Annotated in this window: 15 protein-coding genes; 7 read left to right on the forward strand and 8 right to left on the reverse strand. The window is 72.0% G+C overall.

Annotated elements, in window-relative coordinates; all coding sequences use genetic code 11:
• The first annotated feature begins 2 nt into the window (after positions 1–2).
• The 3 genes from WME97_RS15660 to WME97_RS15670 all read left to right on the forward strand — a co-directional run bounded on the left by WME97_RS15660 (position 3) and on the right by WME97_RS15670 (position 1643).
• Positions 3–281 (forward strand): CcmD family protein, encoded by a 279-nt coding sequence (locus WME97_RS15660; RefSeq protein WP_437552714.1) that lies wholly within the window; start codon positions 3–5, stop codon positions 279–281.
• Entirely contained in the window at positions 281–424 is a 144-nt protein-coding gene (locus WME97_RS15665) for a hypothetical protein (RefSeq protein ID WP_012235483.1), read from the forward strand. The genes WME97_RS15660 and WME97_RS15665 overlap by 1 nt, the downstream gene beginning before the upstream one ends.
• A 79-nt stretch (positions 425–503) precedes the next feature.
• Positions 504–1643: an acyl-CoA dehydrogenase family protein gene (locus tag WME97_RS15670; RefSeq protein WP_437552715.1), complete on the forward strand. Its 1140-nt coding sequence runs from the start codon at positions 504–506 to the stop codon at positions 1641–1643.
• Positions 1644–1665: 22 nt separating this feature from the next.
• Here WME97_RS15670 and WME97_RS15675 read toward each other — a convergent pair whose 3' ends face one another.
• Together WME97_RS15675 and WME97_RS15680 are read right to left on the reverse strand one after the other, a co-directional pair.
• Positions 1666–2631, reverse strand: a complete 966-nt coding sequence (locus tag WME97_RS15675) for an FHA domain-containing protein (protein WP_437552716.1) — start codon at positions 2629–2631, stop codon at positions 1666–1668.
• Between the two features lie 259 nt (positions 2632–2890).
• Positions 2891–3040 (reverse strand): hypothetical protein, encoded by a 150-nt coding sequence (locus WME97_RS15680; RefSeq protein WP_157906681.1) that lies wholly within the window; start codon positions 3038–3040, stop codon positions 2891–2893.
• Positions 3041–3349: 309 nt separating this feature from the next.
• On the opposite strand from WME97_RS15680, the gene WME97_RS15685 reads away from it, so the two are divergent.
• Positions 3350–4558 carry a protein phosphatase 2C domain-containing protein gene (locus WME97_RS15685; protein ID WP_437552717.1) on the forward strand — a complete coding sequence of 403 codons (1209 nt, stop codon included), beginning with the start codon at positions 3350–3352 and terminating at the stop codon, positions 4556–4558.
• A complete protein-coding gene (locus tag WME97_RS15690) occupies positions 4555–5280 on the forward strand; it encodes a pseudouridine synthase (RefSeq protein WP_437552718.1) in 726 nt (241 codons plus the stop codon). The genes WME97_RS15685 and WME97_RS15690 overlap by 4 nt, the downstream gene beginning before the upstream one ends.
• On the opposite strand, the gene WME97_RS15695 is transcribed toward WME97_RS15690, so the two are convergent.
• From WME97_RS15695 to argJ, 6 genes are all read right to left on the reverse strand, one after another.
• Positions 5246–6346, reverse strand: a complete 1101-nt coding sequence (locus WME97_RS15695) for a dipeptide epimerase (protein ID WP_437552719.1) — start codon at positions 6344–6346, stop codon at positions 5246–5248. The genes WME97_RS15690 and WME97_RS15695 overlap by 35 nt on opposite strands.
• Positions 6347–6374: 28 nt before the next feature.
• Positions 6375–6962 carry a TlpA family protein disulfide reductase gene (locus WME97_RS15700; protein ID WP_437552720.1) on the reverse strand — a complete coding sequence of 196 codons (588 nt, stop codon included), beginning with the start codon at positions 6960–6962 and terminating at the stop codon, positions 6375–6377.
• A 20-nt stretch (positions 6963–6982) separates the two neighbouring features.
• Positions 6983–7450 carry a 3-hydroxyacyl-ACP dehydratase FabZ gene (gene fabZ / locus WME97_RS15705; RefSeq protein WP_437552721.1) on the reverse strand — a complete coding sequence of 156 codons (468 nt, stop codon included), beginning with the start codon at positions 7448–7450 and terminating at the stop codon, positions 6983–6985.
• Positions 7451–7491: 41 nt separating this feature from the next.
• Positions 7492–8088, reverse strand: a complete 597-nt coding sequence (locus WME97_RS15710; protein ID WP_437552722.1) for an OmpH family outer membrane protein — start codon at positions 8086–8088, stop codon at positions 7492–7494.
• A gap of 48 nt (positions 8089–8136) precedes the next feature.
• Positions 8137–8982, reverse strand: a complete 846-nt coding sequence (locus WME97_RS15715) for a hypothetical protein (protein ID WP_437552723.1) — start codon at positions 8980–8982, stop codon at positions 8137–8139.
• Positions 8983–9312: 330 nt separating this feature from the next.
• A complete protein-coding gene (gene argJ / locus WME97_RS15720) occupies positions 9313–10488 on the reverse strand; it encodes a bifunctional glutamate N-acetyltransferase/amino-acid acetyltransferase ArgJ (RefSeq protein WP_437552724.1) in 1176 nt (391 codons plus the stop codon).
• 125 nt (positions 10489–10613) lie between these two features.
• Here argJ and WME97_RS15725 point away from each other — a divergent pair, with 125 nt between their 5' ends.
• Together WME97_RS15725 and WME97_RS15730 are read left to right on the forward strand one after the other, a co-directional pair.
• Complete coding sequence (locus tag WME97_RS15725) at positions 10614–12230, forward strand: hypothetical protein (protein WP_437552725.1); 1617 nt, start codon at positions 10614–10616, stop codon at positions 12228–12230.
• A 9-nt stretch (positions 12231–12239) separates the two neighbouring features.
• Positions 12240–13100, forward strand: a complete 861-nt coding sequence (locus WME97_RS15730; protein WP_437552726.1) for a hypothetical protein — start codon at positions 12240–12242, stop codon at positions 13098–13100.
• The last annotated feature ends 73 nt before the right edge of the window (positions 13101–13173 follow it).

A 13173-nucleotide genomic window follows, 5' to 3' on the forward strand; every position in this document is an offset into this window, starting at 1 on the left:
ACATGCAATCCAATCATTCCTTGTTCTCCCATGCGGCGTTGCAGCAGCCGACGAGCACCACGACGGACGACCGAGCGCAGGCGTTCCGCCCCGTTCAGGGGGGGAACGACATGCAGAGCGGAGAGAAGCTGCTGGTCGAGGCGTACGCCGCGATCTGGCTCATCCTCTTCGCGCTGGTCTTCGTCTCCTGGCGCCGCCAGAAGCAGATCGACCGGCGCATCGACGCGCTCGAGGCCGCCGTGCAGAAGGCGCGGGCTGGAGCGGGCCAGGGGGCGAGCTGATGCCGAACCTGGGGGAGATGACCCCGCAGCACGCGCTCTACATCCCCGTGGTGCTGATGCTTGGGCTGATCGTCGGCTACATTCTGGGCAGCCGCGCCGTGCGCGCCGAGCTCGAGCGACGCAGGCGCAGAATGAAGGAGTGACGGGGGCGCAGGCCCTCGTCCCGCGTAGCTGGCGGGCCCGCCGAGCGCCGTCCCCGCCCCACTAGCCGGAGGTCACAAGGTGGTCGATTTCTCTGTGAGCGAAGAGCACAAGGCTCTCATCGATACGGCGCGTCGCTTCACGAAGGAGCGCATCCTCCCGATCGCGGCCGAGTGCGATCAGAAGTCGTACTTCCCGATGGATGTCTTCGTGGAGGGCTGGAACATCGGCCTCGTCAACCCGACGTGCCCGGCCGAGTACGGCGGCCCGGGGATGGGCGAGCTCGAGAACGCCCTCCTCGCCGAGGAGCTCTCGTACGGGTGCACCGGGATCCAGACGAGCTTCCTCGCGAACGGCCTCGCGCTGACCCCCATCAAGCTCGCCGGCAACGAGGATCAGAAGAAGAAGTACCTCGGCATGCTCACCGCCGAGCCGATCATGGCGAGCTACTGCACGAGCGAGCCGGACGCGGGCAGCGACGTCGCGGGCCTCAAGACGCGCTTCACGAAGCACGGGGACGACTACGTGCTGAACGGGCAGAAGTGCTGGATCACGAACGCGAGCTACGCGCGCTACTACGTGATCTTCGCGACGTCGAACCCGGAGCTGCGGCACAAGGGGATCGCGGCGTTCATCGTCGACCGCGACACGCCCGGCGTCCGCGTCGGCAAGAAGGAGGACAAGCTCGGCCAGCGAGCGAGCGACACCGCCCAGGTGTTCCTCGATGATGTGAAGGTGCCGAAGGCGAACCTGCTCGCGCCCGAGGGGCAGGGCTTCAAGCTCGCCATGGAGACCTTCAACCAGACCCGCCCCGACATCGGCGCGGCCGCGACGGGCCTGATGCGGCGCTGCGTCGACGAGTGCGTGGCCTACGCCAAGGAGCGCAAGACCTTCGGCCAGCCGATCGGCAACCACCAGCTCATCCAGTGGATGCTCGCGGAGATGGCGATCCGCGTCGAGGGGACGCGCCTGCTCTACCAGAAGGCCGCGTGGAACCTCGATCACGGGGTGCGCGACCCGATCGTCTCGAGCTTCGCGAAGGCCTACGGCGCTGACAGCGCCATGCAGACCGCCGTGGACGCCGTGCAGGTGTTCGGCGGCAACGGCTACGTGAAGGAGTACCCCGTCGAGAAGATGATGCGCGACGCGAAGGTCCTCCAGATCTACGAAGGCACGAGCCAGATCCAGCGCCTCGTCATCGCGCGCCAGCTCCTCGCGTAGCGCGCCGCGAGGGCGACCCGCGTCAGGTCTGCGGGTGCCAGACCAGCGTGAGCTCGGGGCCGAGCGTGAGCGCGAGGCCCTCGGCGGGCACCATCACGCGGCGGACCTTCTGGCCTGCGAACCTCGTCCCGTTCGTCGAGCAGAGATCGAGGGCCATGATCTCCGCGCCGTCCCGCAGGAGCAGCAGGTGGGTCCGCGAGATGTGCGTGCTCAGGACGGCGCGCAGGCCGCGGTCGAGGCAGTTGTCGGCGCGCCCGAGCAGCACGCCGTCGTCGAGCGCCTGCTGGGGCAGCTCGACCGCGGCGCTGCGCTCGCTCGATTGCAGCGTGAGCCGCACGTACCCGCTCTTCGCGCGCGGCGCCACCATCTCCTCGATGTGCGAGACGGGGCGCACCGACGTGATGTGCGAGATTTCTCCGCGGGCGAAGCGGTGGCTGGTCGTGATGCCCTCGGTCGCCGGGGGCGGCGCGGCGCCCTCGCTGACGGCCTTGCTCGCGACGCTCTCGAGGCCGCGCGGCGGCTCGCTCATCCCGCACGAGCTCACCTCGAGCACCCTCGACGAGGCGCGCGGCCCGACCGGGAGCCCGCCGACCACGTGCTTGCCGATGCGCACGAGCAGCGGGCCGCTGACGACGATCGACCGCCGCGGCACGTCGTCGTCCACGAAGAAGGGGATCGAGGTCTGCAGATCCATGAGCCGCAGGCCGAAGCCGCCGTCGGGGAGGTTGCAGCAGGTGGCGACCAGGTGGCGCACGCAGACGTCGTCGCCCGAGGCGAACTTCATGTCGCAGCGCGGGTGCGAGCCGAAGACGGCATATGCGCCGCTGTTCGCGGGCAGGTCCAGCCACGCGACGTCACCGCCTGACACCCGGAACAGCCGGTACCCCTCGGTCATCGGCGACTCGGGAGGGTTCAGCGCCATCACCGCCTCGGCGGTGGACAGCGCGCGCCGCATCGTGGCGACGTCGATCCGCGGTTCTACCGTCATCGCGCGCTCCACGAGCGGCGCGAGGTCGCGCGCCCCGCAGTCCGCGTCGGACCGCCGAGCTCGAGCGTGAACGGCGGAGTCGCTGCGCAGGCCTCCGGCAGAGCCGCGGCAGGAGCGAGCGTGGTGGATGTCAGGCAGCGGCGAGGCCTCATGCGGTCGAGCCGAATCCTACCGGAATTTTTCGTCTGGGGCTCTTCCGCTGCGCGCCCCGAATCTGCTGTGGCCGGCGGGGCTCAGGTCGAGACGACGGCTGTCCGGTTCAGCTCACGCCGACGCTGACCTCCGCAACGAGCTCGCCGCCCCAGCGCCAGAAGGCCACCGAGCGGCTGAACAGGACGATGACCTCCAGCCCGAGCCCTCCGCCGAATTCGAGCCGAAAGCGCCCGACGTCCACCTCGATGAGTTGCATGCTCCCCGAAGACGCGAGAGTCGGGCCAACCGTGGATCCGTGCGCGTTGCACGCTGGTGTGTCCGCCGGAGGCACGGCCTCGCCTCGGCCGGTGCGCAGGGCGCGCCGGCCCGCGTCAGCGGGGCCAGGGCGAGGCCCCGCTGCGCGCCGCCGCGCCAGGGGGGCAGCGGGGCGGCGACGTGGCGCGCGCTCGCGGCAGGGACAGGGGCGAGCGCCGGCCGACCCAGGCGAGCGGGCGTGGAGCCGCCGCGCGGTCGCCGACAGACGCGCCATTTTGACGCCGCCCGCACGGTGTCTATCCTGGTCGCGGTGTCCCGGATCCTCCCACGCTTCGACTATCGCATCGAGTTCGCCGCATCGACCGATGTCGGCCTCGTCCGCCCGAGCAATGAGGATCGGATCCTCTGTTGCCCCGAGCTCGCCCTCTTCGGCATCGCCGACGGGATGGGCGGCCACGCCGCGGGCGAGGTCGCGGCTCAGATCGCCGTCGACACGGTGCGCGGCGAGGTGCTCCGTCCGCCCGCCGCCGCCATCCTCGACGCGTACGTGGCCGACCCGAACATCGAGGCGCGGCGCGAGGTGTTCGCGCTGCTCCGGCGCGTGGCCGAGGCCGCGCACGCGGCCATCCTGGAGGCGCGCCGCACGGAGCCGAGCTACCAGGGGATGGGCACGACGCTCGATTTCGTCGTGCTCGCGCACAGCCGGGCGTTCTTCGCCCACGCGGGCGACAGCCGCGCGTACCTGGTTCGCCCGACGACCACCGTCCAGCTCACCCAGGACCACGCGCTCTACGATACGCTCCGCGCGGCCGGCAACCCGACCCCGGCCAGGAAGCCGCAACGGAACCCGCTCGTGAACGCGATCGGGCTCGCGGGCACCGTCGCGGTCGACACCGTGTTCGTCGATCTCTCGCGCGGCGACCGCATCCTCCTCTGCACCGACGGGGTGCACAACGCGATCGACAGCGAGGCGTCGCTCTCCCGCTTCTGCTCGAAGGGCGGGCCCGAGGAGGTCGCCGCGGGCCTCCTCGGCCACGCGCGCGAGCGGGGGGGCCACGACAACGCGAGCGTGATCGTCATCGACATCAAGGAGCGCTTCGTGAAGCGCGCGGACGACGCCGGCCCGTCCTCGCGCGATCTGTCGGTGCTCTCCGCGTGCCCGCTCCTCGCCGGCATGAGCCCCGCGGCGGTGCTCGGGGCGCTCGCGGCCGGCGTGGAGGTGGAGCTCGGCGCGGGGGATCGGATCCCGCGCGACGTCGCGAGCGATCTGGTCGCTTACCTGGTGCTCGACGGGGCCGTGAATCTGCCGGACGGGCGGCGCGTCGGGTCCTCCGGCCTGCTCTTCCCGGAGTCGCTCGTGGGCGCGCGGCGCAAGGGCGAGCTGCCGGTCGCCGCCGCGCGGACGCGGCTCATCCGGATCCGCAAGGACGATTTCGCCGAGGTCTGCGAGCACGACGCGGAGCTCGCAGCCGCCCTGTACCAGCGGCTCGCGCGGTACCTCGCGCTCGGGACGGGATGAGCGCGGCCGAGATGCAGCTCTCCCTGCTCCACCTGGACGATCGCGTCGCGGCCTTCGCGAAGCCGTCCGGGCTGCTCGTACACCGCGGCTGGGGCGACGCGCCGGTCGTGTTCGTCGATCTCGCCGAGCGCGCGCTGGGCCGGAAGGTCTACCCGGTCCACCGCCTCGACCGCGCGACGAGCGGCGTGCTGCTCGTCGCGCTCGACTCCGCCGCCGCGGCGCTGCTCTGCGCGCAGTTCGAGCAGGGCCTCGCGCGGAAGCGCTACCTGGCGCTCGTGCGCGGCGTCCCCCCCGAGCGCGGGTGCGTCGATCACCCGATCCCGCGGCGCGAGGGGGGGCCGCGCGTGCCGGCCGTCACCGACTTCGAGCGCCTCCATGCGCTCGAGCGCTACGCCGTCGTCGAGGCGCGCCCGCGCACGGGCCGCCTGCACCAGGTGCGGAGGCACCTCAAGCACATCAGCCACCCGATCATCGGCGACGTGAACTACGGCAAGGGCGAGCACAACCGCCTGTTCCGCGAGCGGTATGCGCTGCACCGCCTCGCGCTCCACGCGGCCGAGCTCGCCGTCGCCCACCCCGAGACGGGCGCGCCGCTGCGCCTCGCCGCGCCGCTGCCCGACGACCTGCGGGGCCCGTTCGATCAGCTGGGCGTGCCGGCGTGGATCGGCGCCGTCGGCGACGCGACCGCTAGCCCGCCCCTGGAGAACGGCGCTCCGGGGTGACGCCGTGGCCGGCGCGGATCTCCTCGAGGGAGAGCGCCGGGCCTCGCTGGACGAAGCCGCCGTCGAACGGGTTCTCGGCGAGGAACAGCGGCGTGTCGAGATCGACGAACGAGAACCCGCCGAGGCCGGCGGCGAAGCACGCCGACGCCGTCATCGCGAGCACCGACTCGACCATGCCGCCGATCATGAGCCCGAGCCCCGCGGCGCGGGCGACCGCCGCGATGTCGAGCGCCTCGGCGATGCCGCCCTTCATCAGCTTGATGTTCACCACGGTCGCCGCGCGCTCCGCCGCGACGCGGAGGACGTCCTCCGCGGAGGCTGCGCTCTCGTCGGCGGCCACGTCGACGCCGGCGCGCCGCGTGACCTCCTTCATGCCGTCCCAGTCGTCCCGCGGCACCGGCTGCTCCAGCAGCGCGACGTCCGCGCCGAGCCGGCGCGCGTGCGCGACGAGCGCGAGCGCCTCGCCCGCGGTGAGCCCGCCGTTGCCGTCGAGGATCAGCGACGCCCCGGGCGCGGCCGCGTGGATCGCCTCGATGCGCGCCGGGTCCGACGCGGCGAGGCGGCCGCCGACCTTCACCTTGAGCGCGCGGAAGCCCATGGCCGAGGCGCGCCGCGCGGCCTCCTCCGCGCGCTCCGGCGAGCCGGTGGTGATGGTGATGTCGGTCGTGAGCGCCGTCCCCGAGCCGCCGAAGAAGGCCCAGAGCGGCATGCCCGCGCGCTTCGTGAGCGCGTCGAGGATCGCGGTCTCGATCGCGCAGCGCGCCGCGCCGGCGCCGCCCCCGGACGCCTCGCGGAGCGCGCGCGCGACGGCGCGCCACGCGCGCGCGTCCGAGCCCACCGCGGCCTCGCGCAAGGAGAGGGCGGCGGCGCGCGACCCGTCCTGCGTCTCGCCGTTGAACGCGGGCAGCGGCGCCGCCTCGCCGAAGCCGAGCGTCCCGTCGGCGAGCTCCACGGTGACGAGGAGGTTCGCCGCGCGCTCCTGCGCGCCGCCGGCGATGCCGAACGGCTCGTGCAGCGGGATGTCGAGCGCCTCGACGGAGACGCGCCGGATCAGGGTGGGGGTCATCAAGACGAGCGTCGCCTCTTCGGGAGCGTCAAGGGGAGCGGGCCGCGCCCGGGCCGAGCAGCGCCTCGACCTCCCGGGAGATCTTGTCCTCCTCGCCGTCCTCGTAGCCCGCGTGGATATGGCGCACGACGCCGTCCCGATCGACGACGAACGCGGTCGGCATCCTCCGCGGCCTGTACGCCTCCTCCGCGCTCTGGTCCTTGTCCCAGAGGATCTTGAACCTGACGCCCGCCTCGTCCGCGAACCCCGCGAGCTGCTCCGTCGAGACGTCCTCGGGGGCGTCGAGGGAGACGGCGAGCACGGCGAGATTGCCGCCGAAGCGGTCGACGAGCTCCTGGTACTTGGGGAACGATCTTCTGCAGGGGCGGCAGTAGGTCGCCCAGAAATCGACGATGACCACCTTGCCGCGCGCGTCCTTGAGCGTCGAGGGCCCTTCGCCGCTCACGACCTCGGCCGCGAGCTCGGGCGCCGCCGAGCCGATCAGGCCGCCGCCCGTCTCGGGCGCCGGGGGCGCGATGGGCGCGGCGCCGCCGCAGCCGCCTGCGAGCGAGAGGGCGAGCGAGGCGCAGAGGGCCGCGAGGACACGGGCGAACGACGGCGATGAACTGGGCCTCATGACGAGATCTCCCTCCCCGATCAGGGCTCGCGATCCACGATGGAAGCGAGCATCTCTCCCTCGGCGCAGAGCGTCCCGTCGACGCTCGCCTCGCCGCGCAGCTTCCAGACGTTCGAGCGGTGGTGCAGCACCTCGGCGTAGAGATCGAGCCGGTCGCCGGGCGTCACGGTGTGGCGGAACTTCGCCTTGTCGATGCCAAGGAAGAACATGAGGTTCGACGTGGCGTCGAATGGATCCGACGCATAGGCGAGGATGCCGCCGAGCTGCGTGAGCGACTCCAGGATCAGCACCCCGGGCATGATCGGCCGCTGGGGGAAGTGCCCCTGGAACCAGGGCTCGTTGTAAGCGACGCACTTGTAGCCGCGGATGCACTTGTTGGCGGTGATCTCCGTCACCCGGTCGACCATCACGAAGGGGTAACGGTGCGGCAGGATCGACAGGATCTGGTGGATGTCGAGCGTGACGGGCGCTTGGGTTCGCTCAGGCAAGGCCGGCTCCTTTCCGCGGTGCGGAGCGCGCGGGCGGCGCGCTACTTCGCGTCGTCCTTCTTCTCTGCCTTGTCGCCGCCCGCGTCGTCCTCGCCGCCGCCGGTGTTGTAGAGCTGGATGACCTGCTCCGTCAGATCGAGATCGGCGCGGACGTACGGGGCCGCTTGCTTGTCGAAGATGATCTCGTAGCCCGACTTCTTCGCGATCCTGCCGACGATGAGCATCATCTTCTTGAGGATGGGCCCGGTGAGCTCGCCCTGCTTCTTCTGGAGCTCCTTGTTGTAGTCGACGAACACGGTCTGGAGCTCGACCATCTGGCGCTGCCAGTCCTCCATCCGCTTCTGGAGCGACTCGCGCGAGAGCACGCGCGACTGCTTCTCGATGTCCTCGCGCGCCCGCTGGAGCTCGGTCTGCTTCGCGTCGAGCTCCTGCTGCCGCCGGTCGAAGAGCTTCTTCAGCGTGGCCTGCGCCCGGATGCCGTCCTCCGTCTGCATGACGGCGTGCTGCACGTCGACGACGGCGATCCGGGTCTCGGCGGCGGCGACGCTCGGCACGACGAGGGCGAGCGACACGGCGGCGGCGCGGGCGATCCGAGCGAAGAGCGGCGCGGGCCGATGGACGGGAGAGCGGGAGACCATTGGAGGCGATTACCCGCCGCGTGACGGACGGTCAAGGTGTGCGGGGAATCAGAGGCACTTGCCCGAGATGCAGCTCTCGCCGTCGGGGCAAGGCTCGTCGAGCGAGCACTCCGGCGCGACCTCCTCCCGCGTCTTGCAGAACCCGTCCTCGCAGCCGACGAAGCGGCTGTCGATGAGCTGGCAGGCCCGGGTGTTCTCGCACGGGTAGTGGCAGTAGCCGTCCTCCATGCACTCCTGGCCCTGCGCCGCGCAGGCCTTGGCGCCGCAGCCGGGCTGAGGCGAGGGATCGTCCATGCACGCGCCGGTGGCCGCGTTGCACACCTCGCCGGGCGCGCAGTCCGCGTGCGTCGCGCAGCCGGTGGTGCAGGCGCCGTCGACGCAGACCGCGCCGCCCTCGCACGGGGCCGCGTCGCCGCACTCGGGGTTCGCGGGGTCGGGGACGCAGACCCCGCGGTCGCAGCGCGTGCCGGGCTCCGCGCAGGGCGCGGCGTTGGAGCAGCCATCGGCGCACTCGCCGTTCACGCACACCCTGCCGTCGCCGCACTCGTAGCTGAACTCGCACGCCGCGATGCAGAGCCCGTCGACGCACCGCGTGCCGTCCTCGCATGCGCCGTCGCCGTCGCAGGGACACGTGGTGAGCTCCGCGTCGCACTCGGCCTCCGCGCCCCCCGCGCCGCCCTGGCCCGCGCCGCCCTGACCCCCGCTGCTGCCGGTGTCGATGTCCGGCTCCACGGGGCGACACCCGTAACCGTCGCAGAGGAAACAGTTCTCGCCATCGGGGTCGCACTGGAGCGACGCATCGCCACAGCCGCCGCAGCCCGTCGAGGTCGCGGCGATCATCAGGAACAGCGCGCCTCGGCCCAGGATCTTCGCAAGGGGGGAATGAAGAAGCATCGAAGTCCTCCAGCGGCGGCCGGCACCGGCGCGGCCTTCCCGCACGACTACCATGACGCGCGCTAACACGCAGCGTGCCACGGGGCGGCAGGAGAGGAGCGCCGGGAAGCCCGACGAGGCGCTCATTTTGTGAACCCGCTTGTGAACCTGCGTTCACCTGCGCTCGTCGCGCGAGGTTCACTGATCCGCGGGGGTCGCGCGGTGTGAGGCGGGGGACGGCCGGCGCTCGGGGCCCGGGAGCGATGGGGAAGGCCGCAGCCGGCGCTTCCGGTCAGGGCGAAGGCGCGGGGGCGCTCCCTGCGAGCAGCCCGGCCGGTCACCCCGTGAGGATCAGGAGCGGTACCCCGCGTTCACGTCGACGTAGCCGTGTCCGAGGTCGCTCGTGAGGTACGCGAAGTCGCCGGGGCCGCCGCCGAGCACGAGCTCGATGACGTAGGTGTCGCGCGCGAGCACCTCGTTCGCCTTGAGCTCGGCTTCCGCCCCGATCGGCGCGCCGTTCCGCACGATCGGGATCCCGCCGACGAGGATCTGGGCCTCGCGCGGGTCGAAGGGGACGCCTGCGCGGCCCGCGGCGGCGAGCAGCCGCCCCCAGTTCGCGTCCTTGCCGAACAGCGCGGTCTTCACGAGCATCGACGTGGCCACCGTACGCGCGACGGCGCGCGCACCGTCGCGCGTCGCGAGCCCGCGGACGCGGATCTCGGCGACGTGCGTGCTGCCCTCGCCGTCGGCCACCATCGAGCGCGCGAGCTCGCCGCACACCTCGGTGAGGCCCGCCGAGAGCTCGTCGCGCGAGACGCGGCGCTGCGACGCGCCGGAGGACAAGAGGAGCACCGTGTCGTTGGTGCTGGTGTCCCCGTCGACGCTGCACGCGTTGAACGTCACGTCGCACGAGGCCGCCAGCGCGTCGCTCGCCTCGCCGGCGTCGAGCACGGCGTCGGTGAACAGGAAGACGAGCATCGTCGCGTGGGGCGGGCCCACGTCGGGGTGGATCATCCCGGCGCCCTTGCCGATGCCGAGCAGCGTCGCGCCGGCGCCGAGCTTGCGCTGCGCGAGCTTCGGCCAGCGGTCGGTCGTGCAGATCGCCTGGGCGAAATCGAGGTAGCCCTTCGGCGACAGGCGGGCCGACAGCTCGGGGACACGCTCGATGATCCGGTGCGCGGGCAGGACGGCGCCGATCACGCCGGTCGAGGCGGGGAGCACCTCGTCCTCCGAGGCGCCGATGGACTCGGCGACGGCGCGCGTCGTATCGAGCGTCGCCTTCCAGCCTGCCTCGCCCGTGCACGCGTTCGCGCACCCGCTGTTGGCGACGACGGCGCGAGCGCGCCCTGACCGGACGCGCTGCATCGCGATGTCCACGGGCGCCGCGCGCACCACGTTCCGCGTGAACATGCCGGCCACGATCGCCGGCTGATCGGCCACCGCGAGCGCGACGTCGATGCGCCCGTCTTTCCGGATCCCGGCGCTGACGGCGCCGAAGCGAAACCCTGCAACTGGCTCGAAGCTCATGAGGGCGCGGAGTCTACGCACGAACGCGCGCCGGGAGAAAGCGACAAGCGGAAGGCGCGCGCCCCGGCGGATGAGACGCCGGGAGGCGGCCGAGCTGAGCGCGGCATTTGCAATGCTCTGCCTCGATGATCTCGGTCCGGATTGTCGACATAAAGGGCCTGTATCTGCCGGGCTTTCCCGACAGCACGGCGCCGCCGGGGACGACGCGGGCGGCTGGATACAAGCCCGGTTACAAGAGCCTCGATAACCGGGGACGCGTCTACATCAACCGAGATCTCGATGGGCAGTGGGCAAAGAATACGCAGCTCGTCGAGATCACCGTCGAGGTGACGAGCTCCGAGGGCGAGCTGCCAGAAGGAGCCCGGATTCGCTGGAGCGCGCGCGATCCAGACGATCCCTCGAATGAGCGGCCGGAGGTGCACCCGGACTGGGCTGCCTCCCTCGACGAGAACGATTACGACGCCGCGGGGGACTATGTGGCCCCGGCTGAAGACGACAACGAGGGAACGCAGGACAGGGCACCTGGCTGGGAAGAGGTGGAGGGCTACGCGCTGTCCGACGCGACGGAGACCAGCGCGAGCACGGCGATCGTGGGGGCGCGGAGCACGATCCGGCGCCGCATGACCGATATCGCCGGAGACAACCTGATCGTGAGCGCCGAGCTCGAGGCCGATGGCATCGCCGAGGCGGCAGGCGACGAGACCGGGATCATGACGCTCTGGCGCCGGATCGACGTCGAGTACATCCGGATGGAGAGCGCGCCCGCGGTGCCCGTGGAGCAGGCGCCGGAGCACTTCGAGCCGGTCTTCACCCAGCTCGATTTCACCGAGGCGCGCGCGATCCAGGACCTGCAGCACATGGCGCTCGACGCGGGCACGCTCGGCGAGATGGCCTCGCGCTTCGTGAGCGAGCATTTCGAGCACGCCGGGGACCCTGGCTGGTTCTGCCTGATCGCCGCGCTCGAGCCGCACCCCGTGCCCGAGGTCCGGGGCGACCTGCTGTTCTCCGGGAGCGTCACGATCCTGGACGGCGGCGAGGGCGAGCGACGCGGCGAGTACGTGGAGATCCCCGGCGCCCACCCGGAAGCGAGCTACGTCACGTTTCGCTGGGACGGCTGGCAGATGAGCTTCTCGGTCGCGAGCGCGGCAGTCCTCGACGACCCGCCGCGGACCCGCCTCTGGCTCGCGCCGCACGACATCCAGAGCCAGTTCACCGCGGGCGACGGGTCCCTGGCGCACGCGTACGAGCGGCGCCTCTTCTTCTTCCCCCGGGCCCGCCGCAGGGACGGGGCGTGGGAGCCCCCGGGCTACGGCATCCCCGCGCGCGTCGAGGCCGACGTGCGGGGCCCAGGGGCCGCCTACACCGCCGGCATGAGCCCCACGATCGACATCGGGCCGGCGAGGTACTTCGCCGGCAGGACGATCCTCTTCACCCATCACAGGGCGTGGTGGGACCCCGAGGGGGCGCAGCCCCGTCGCGGCTACGAGCAAGCCACGCTCCACACCATCGTCCACGAGCTCACGCACGCGTTCGGGATGCCGCACAAGTGCGGCTACTTCGATTACCGGCAGCCGCGCCGGACGACGTGCTGCATGAACTATCGGTCCCACTGGATGGTCGACGCCGACCAGCAGCTCATCCCTGGAACCGACGGGCGGGTCGGGAACGACCTGTGCGGGCGCCACGTGAAGGAGACCCGGCGCGTGCGCCTCGAGAACAACAGGGGACTTCGATGGAGATGAGGGGCTATCATGTCCGATGAACACGCGCGGAGCGCCGGGGACCCGGTGGGCCCGCCTGGGCTGGTGCTCCGTTCACTCGATCACGATCGCCGCTATGTGCTCGGCTTTCCCCTGCACGTGGCCATCACGCTGTGCGCCGACCGCCCTGGGGCCTGCATCCTGCGGCTCCCGCGCCCGAGCTGGGCGGGTAACGCCGGCGCGATCGGCGTCCGCCTCGCGCGGGCGGGCACCGGCGAGGAGGTCGTGAGCACCGAGCCCGCGCCGGTCGTGCTCCCCGAGCACGGCACGCCGGTGTTCCGCCTGTGCCCGGGCGAGTGCAGGCGCATGCTCATCGACGTCTCGTCGTACCTCCCGGCGGGGCTCGATCCCGGGCAGTACACGCTGGTGATCGTCTACGTCGGGCCGCCGGACCGCGCGGAGAGCGCGCCGGCGCCGATCGAGCTCGCGGCGCCGAGCCCCGAGGAGCAGCGCGAGCTCGGGCGCCTCGCGCCCGAGGCCGCCCGCGCCGGCTCCTGGGGCCGCTGGACGAGCCTCCCTCCCGACAGCGGCGCGGCGGTCACGAGCCGCGTGGAGCCGGGCGACCCGCTCCGCTTCGACCACATCCTGCGTTATCTGATGTACGGGCCGCAGCCGCTCGGCGAGGTGGACCCGGCCCTCCTCGACGTGCTCCGCGGCGTCTACGAGCCGGAGGCCCACGCGCTCCGCGCCGAGATCTACGCCGCGCGGGGAGACGCGGCGCGCTTCGCGGAGGCGGCGGCGTTCATCCGGGCCACCACTCCGGGGCTCGCCTGGTGGATCGAGCGGATCGAGGCGGGGCACAGCGAGATCGGCTTCGTCCGGGCATGCCGGGCGAACCCGTGCGGCGGGTGAGCGGCGGCTCCGGTCCACGCCCGCTCACGGCCTCGCCGCCGCGCCGGCTCCACACGCAGATCACGCGATTGCA

The organism is Sorangium sp. So ce367 (assembly GCF_051520455.1).
Taxonomy (GTDB): Bacteria; Myxococcota_A; Polyangia; order Polyangiales; family Polyangiaceae; genus Sorangium; species Sorangium cellulosum_B.

Excerpts from the sequence above, each read along its gene's own strand:
- WME97_RS15690 (WP_437552718.1), top strand. The coding sequence starts at position 4,555 with ATGAGCGCGGCCGAGATGCAGCTCTCCCTGCTCCACCTGGACGATCGC.
- WME97_RS15680 (WP_157906681.1), bottom strand. The coding sequence starts at position 3,040 with ATGCAACTCATCGAGGTGGACGTCGGGCGCTTTCGGCTCGAATTCGGC.
- WME97_RS15730 (WP_437552726.1), top strand. The coding sequence starts at position 12,240 with ATGTCCGATGAACACGCGCGGAGCGCCGGGGACCCGGTGGGCCCGCCT.
- WME97_RS15660 (WP_437552714.1), top strand. The coding sequence starts at position 3 with ATGCAATCCAATCATTCCTTGTTCTCCCATGCGGCGTTGCAGCAGCCG.
- WME97_RS15710 (WP_437552722.1), bottom strand. The coding sequence starts at position 8,088 with ATGGTCTCCCGCTCTCCCGTCCATCGGCCCGCGCCGCTCTTCGCTCGG.
- WME97_RS15675 (WP_437552716.1), bottom strand. The coding sequence starts at position 2,631 with ATGACGGTAGAACCGCGGATCGACGTCGCCACGATGCGGCGCGCGCTG.
- WME97_RS15700 (WP_437552720.1), bottom strand. The coding sequence starts at position 6,962 with ATGAGGCCCAGTTCATCGCCGTCGTTCGCCCGTGTCCTCGCGGCCCTC.
- WME97_RS15715 (WP_437552723.1), bottom strand. The coding sequence starts at position 8,982 with ATGCTTCTTCATTCCCCCCTTGCGAAGATCCTGGGCCGAGGCGCGCTG.
- WME97_RS15665 (WP_012235483.1), top strand. The coding sequence starts at position 281 with ATGCCGAACCTGGGGGAGATGACCCCGCAGCACGCGCTCTACATCCCC.
- WME97_RS15725 (WP_437552725.1), top strand. The coding sequence starts at position 10,614 with ATGATCTCGGTCCGGATTGTCGACATAAAGGGCCTGTATCTGCCGGGC.
- argJ (WP_437552724.1), bottom strand. The coding sequence starts at position 10,488 with ATGAGCTTCGAGCCAGTTGCAGGGTTTCGCTTCGGCGCCGTCAGCGCC.
- WME97_RS15695 (WP_437552719.1), bottom strand. The coding sequence starts at position 6,346 with ATGACCCCCACCCTGATCCGGCGCGTCTCCGTCGAGGCGCTCGACATC.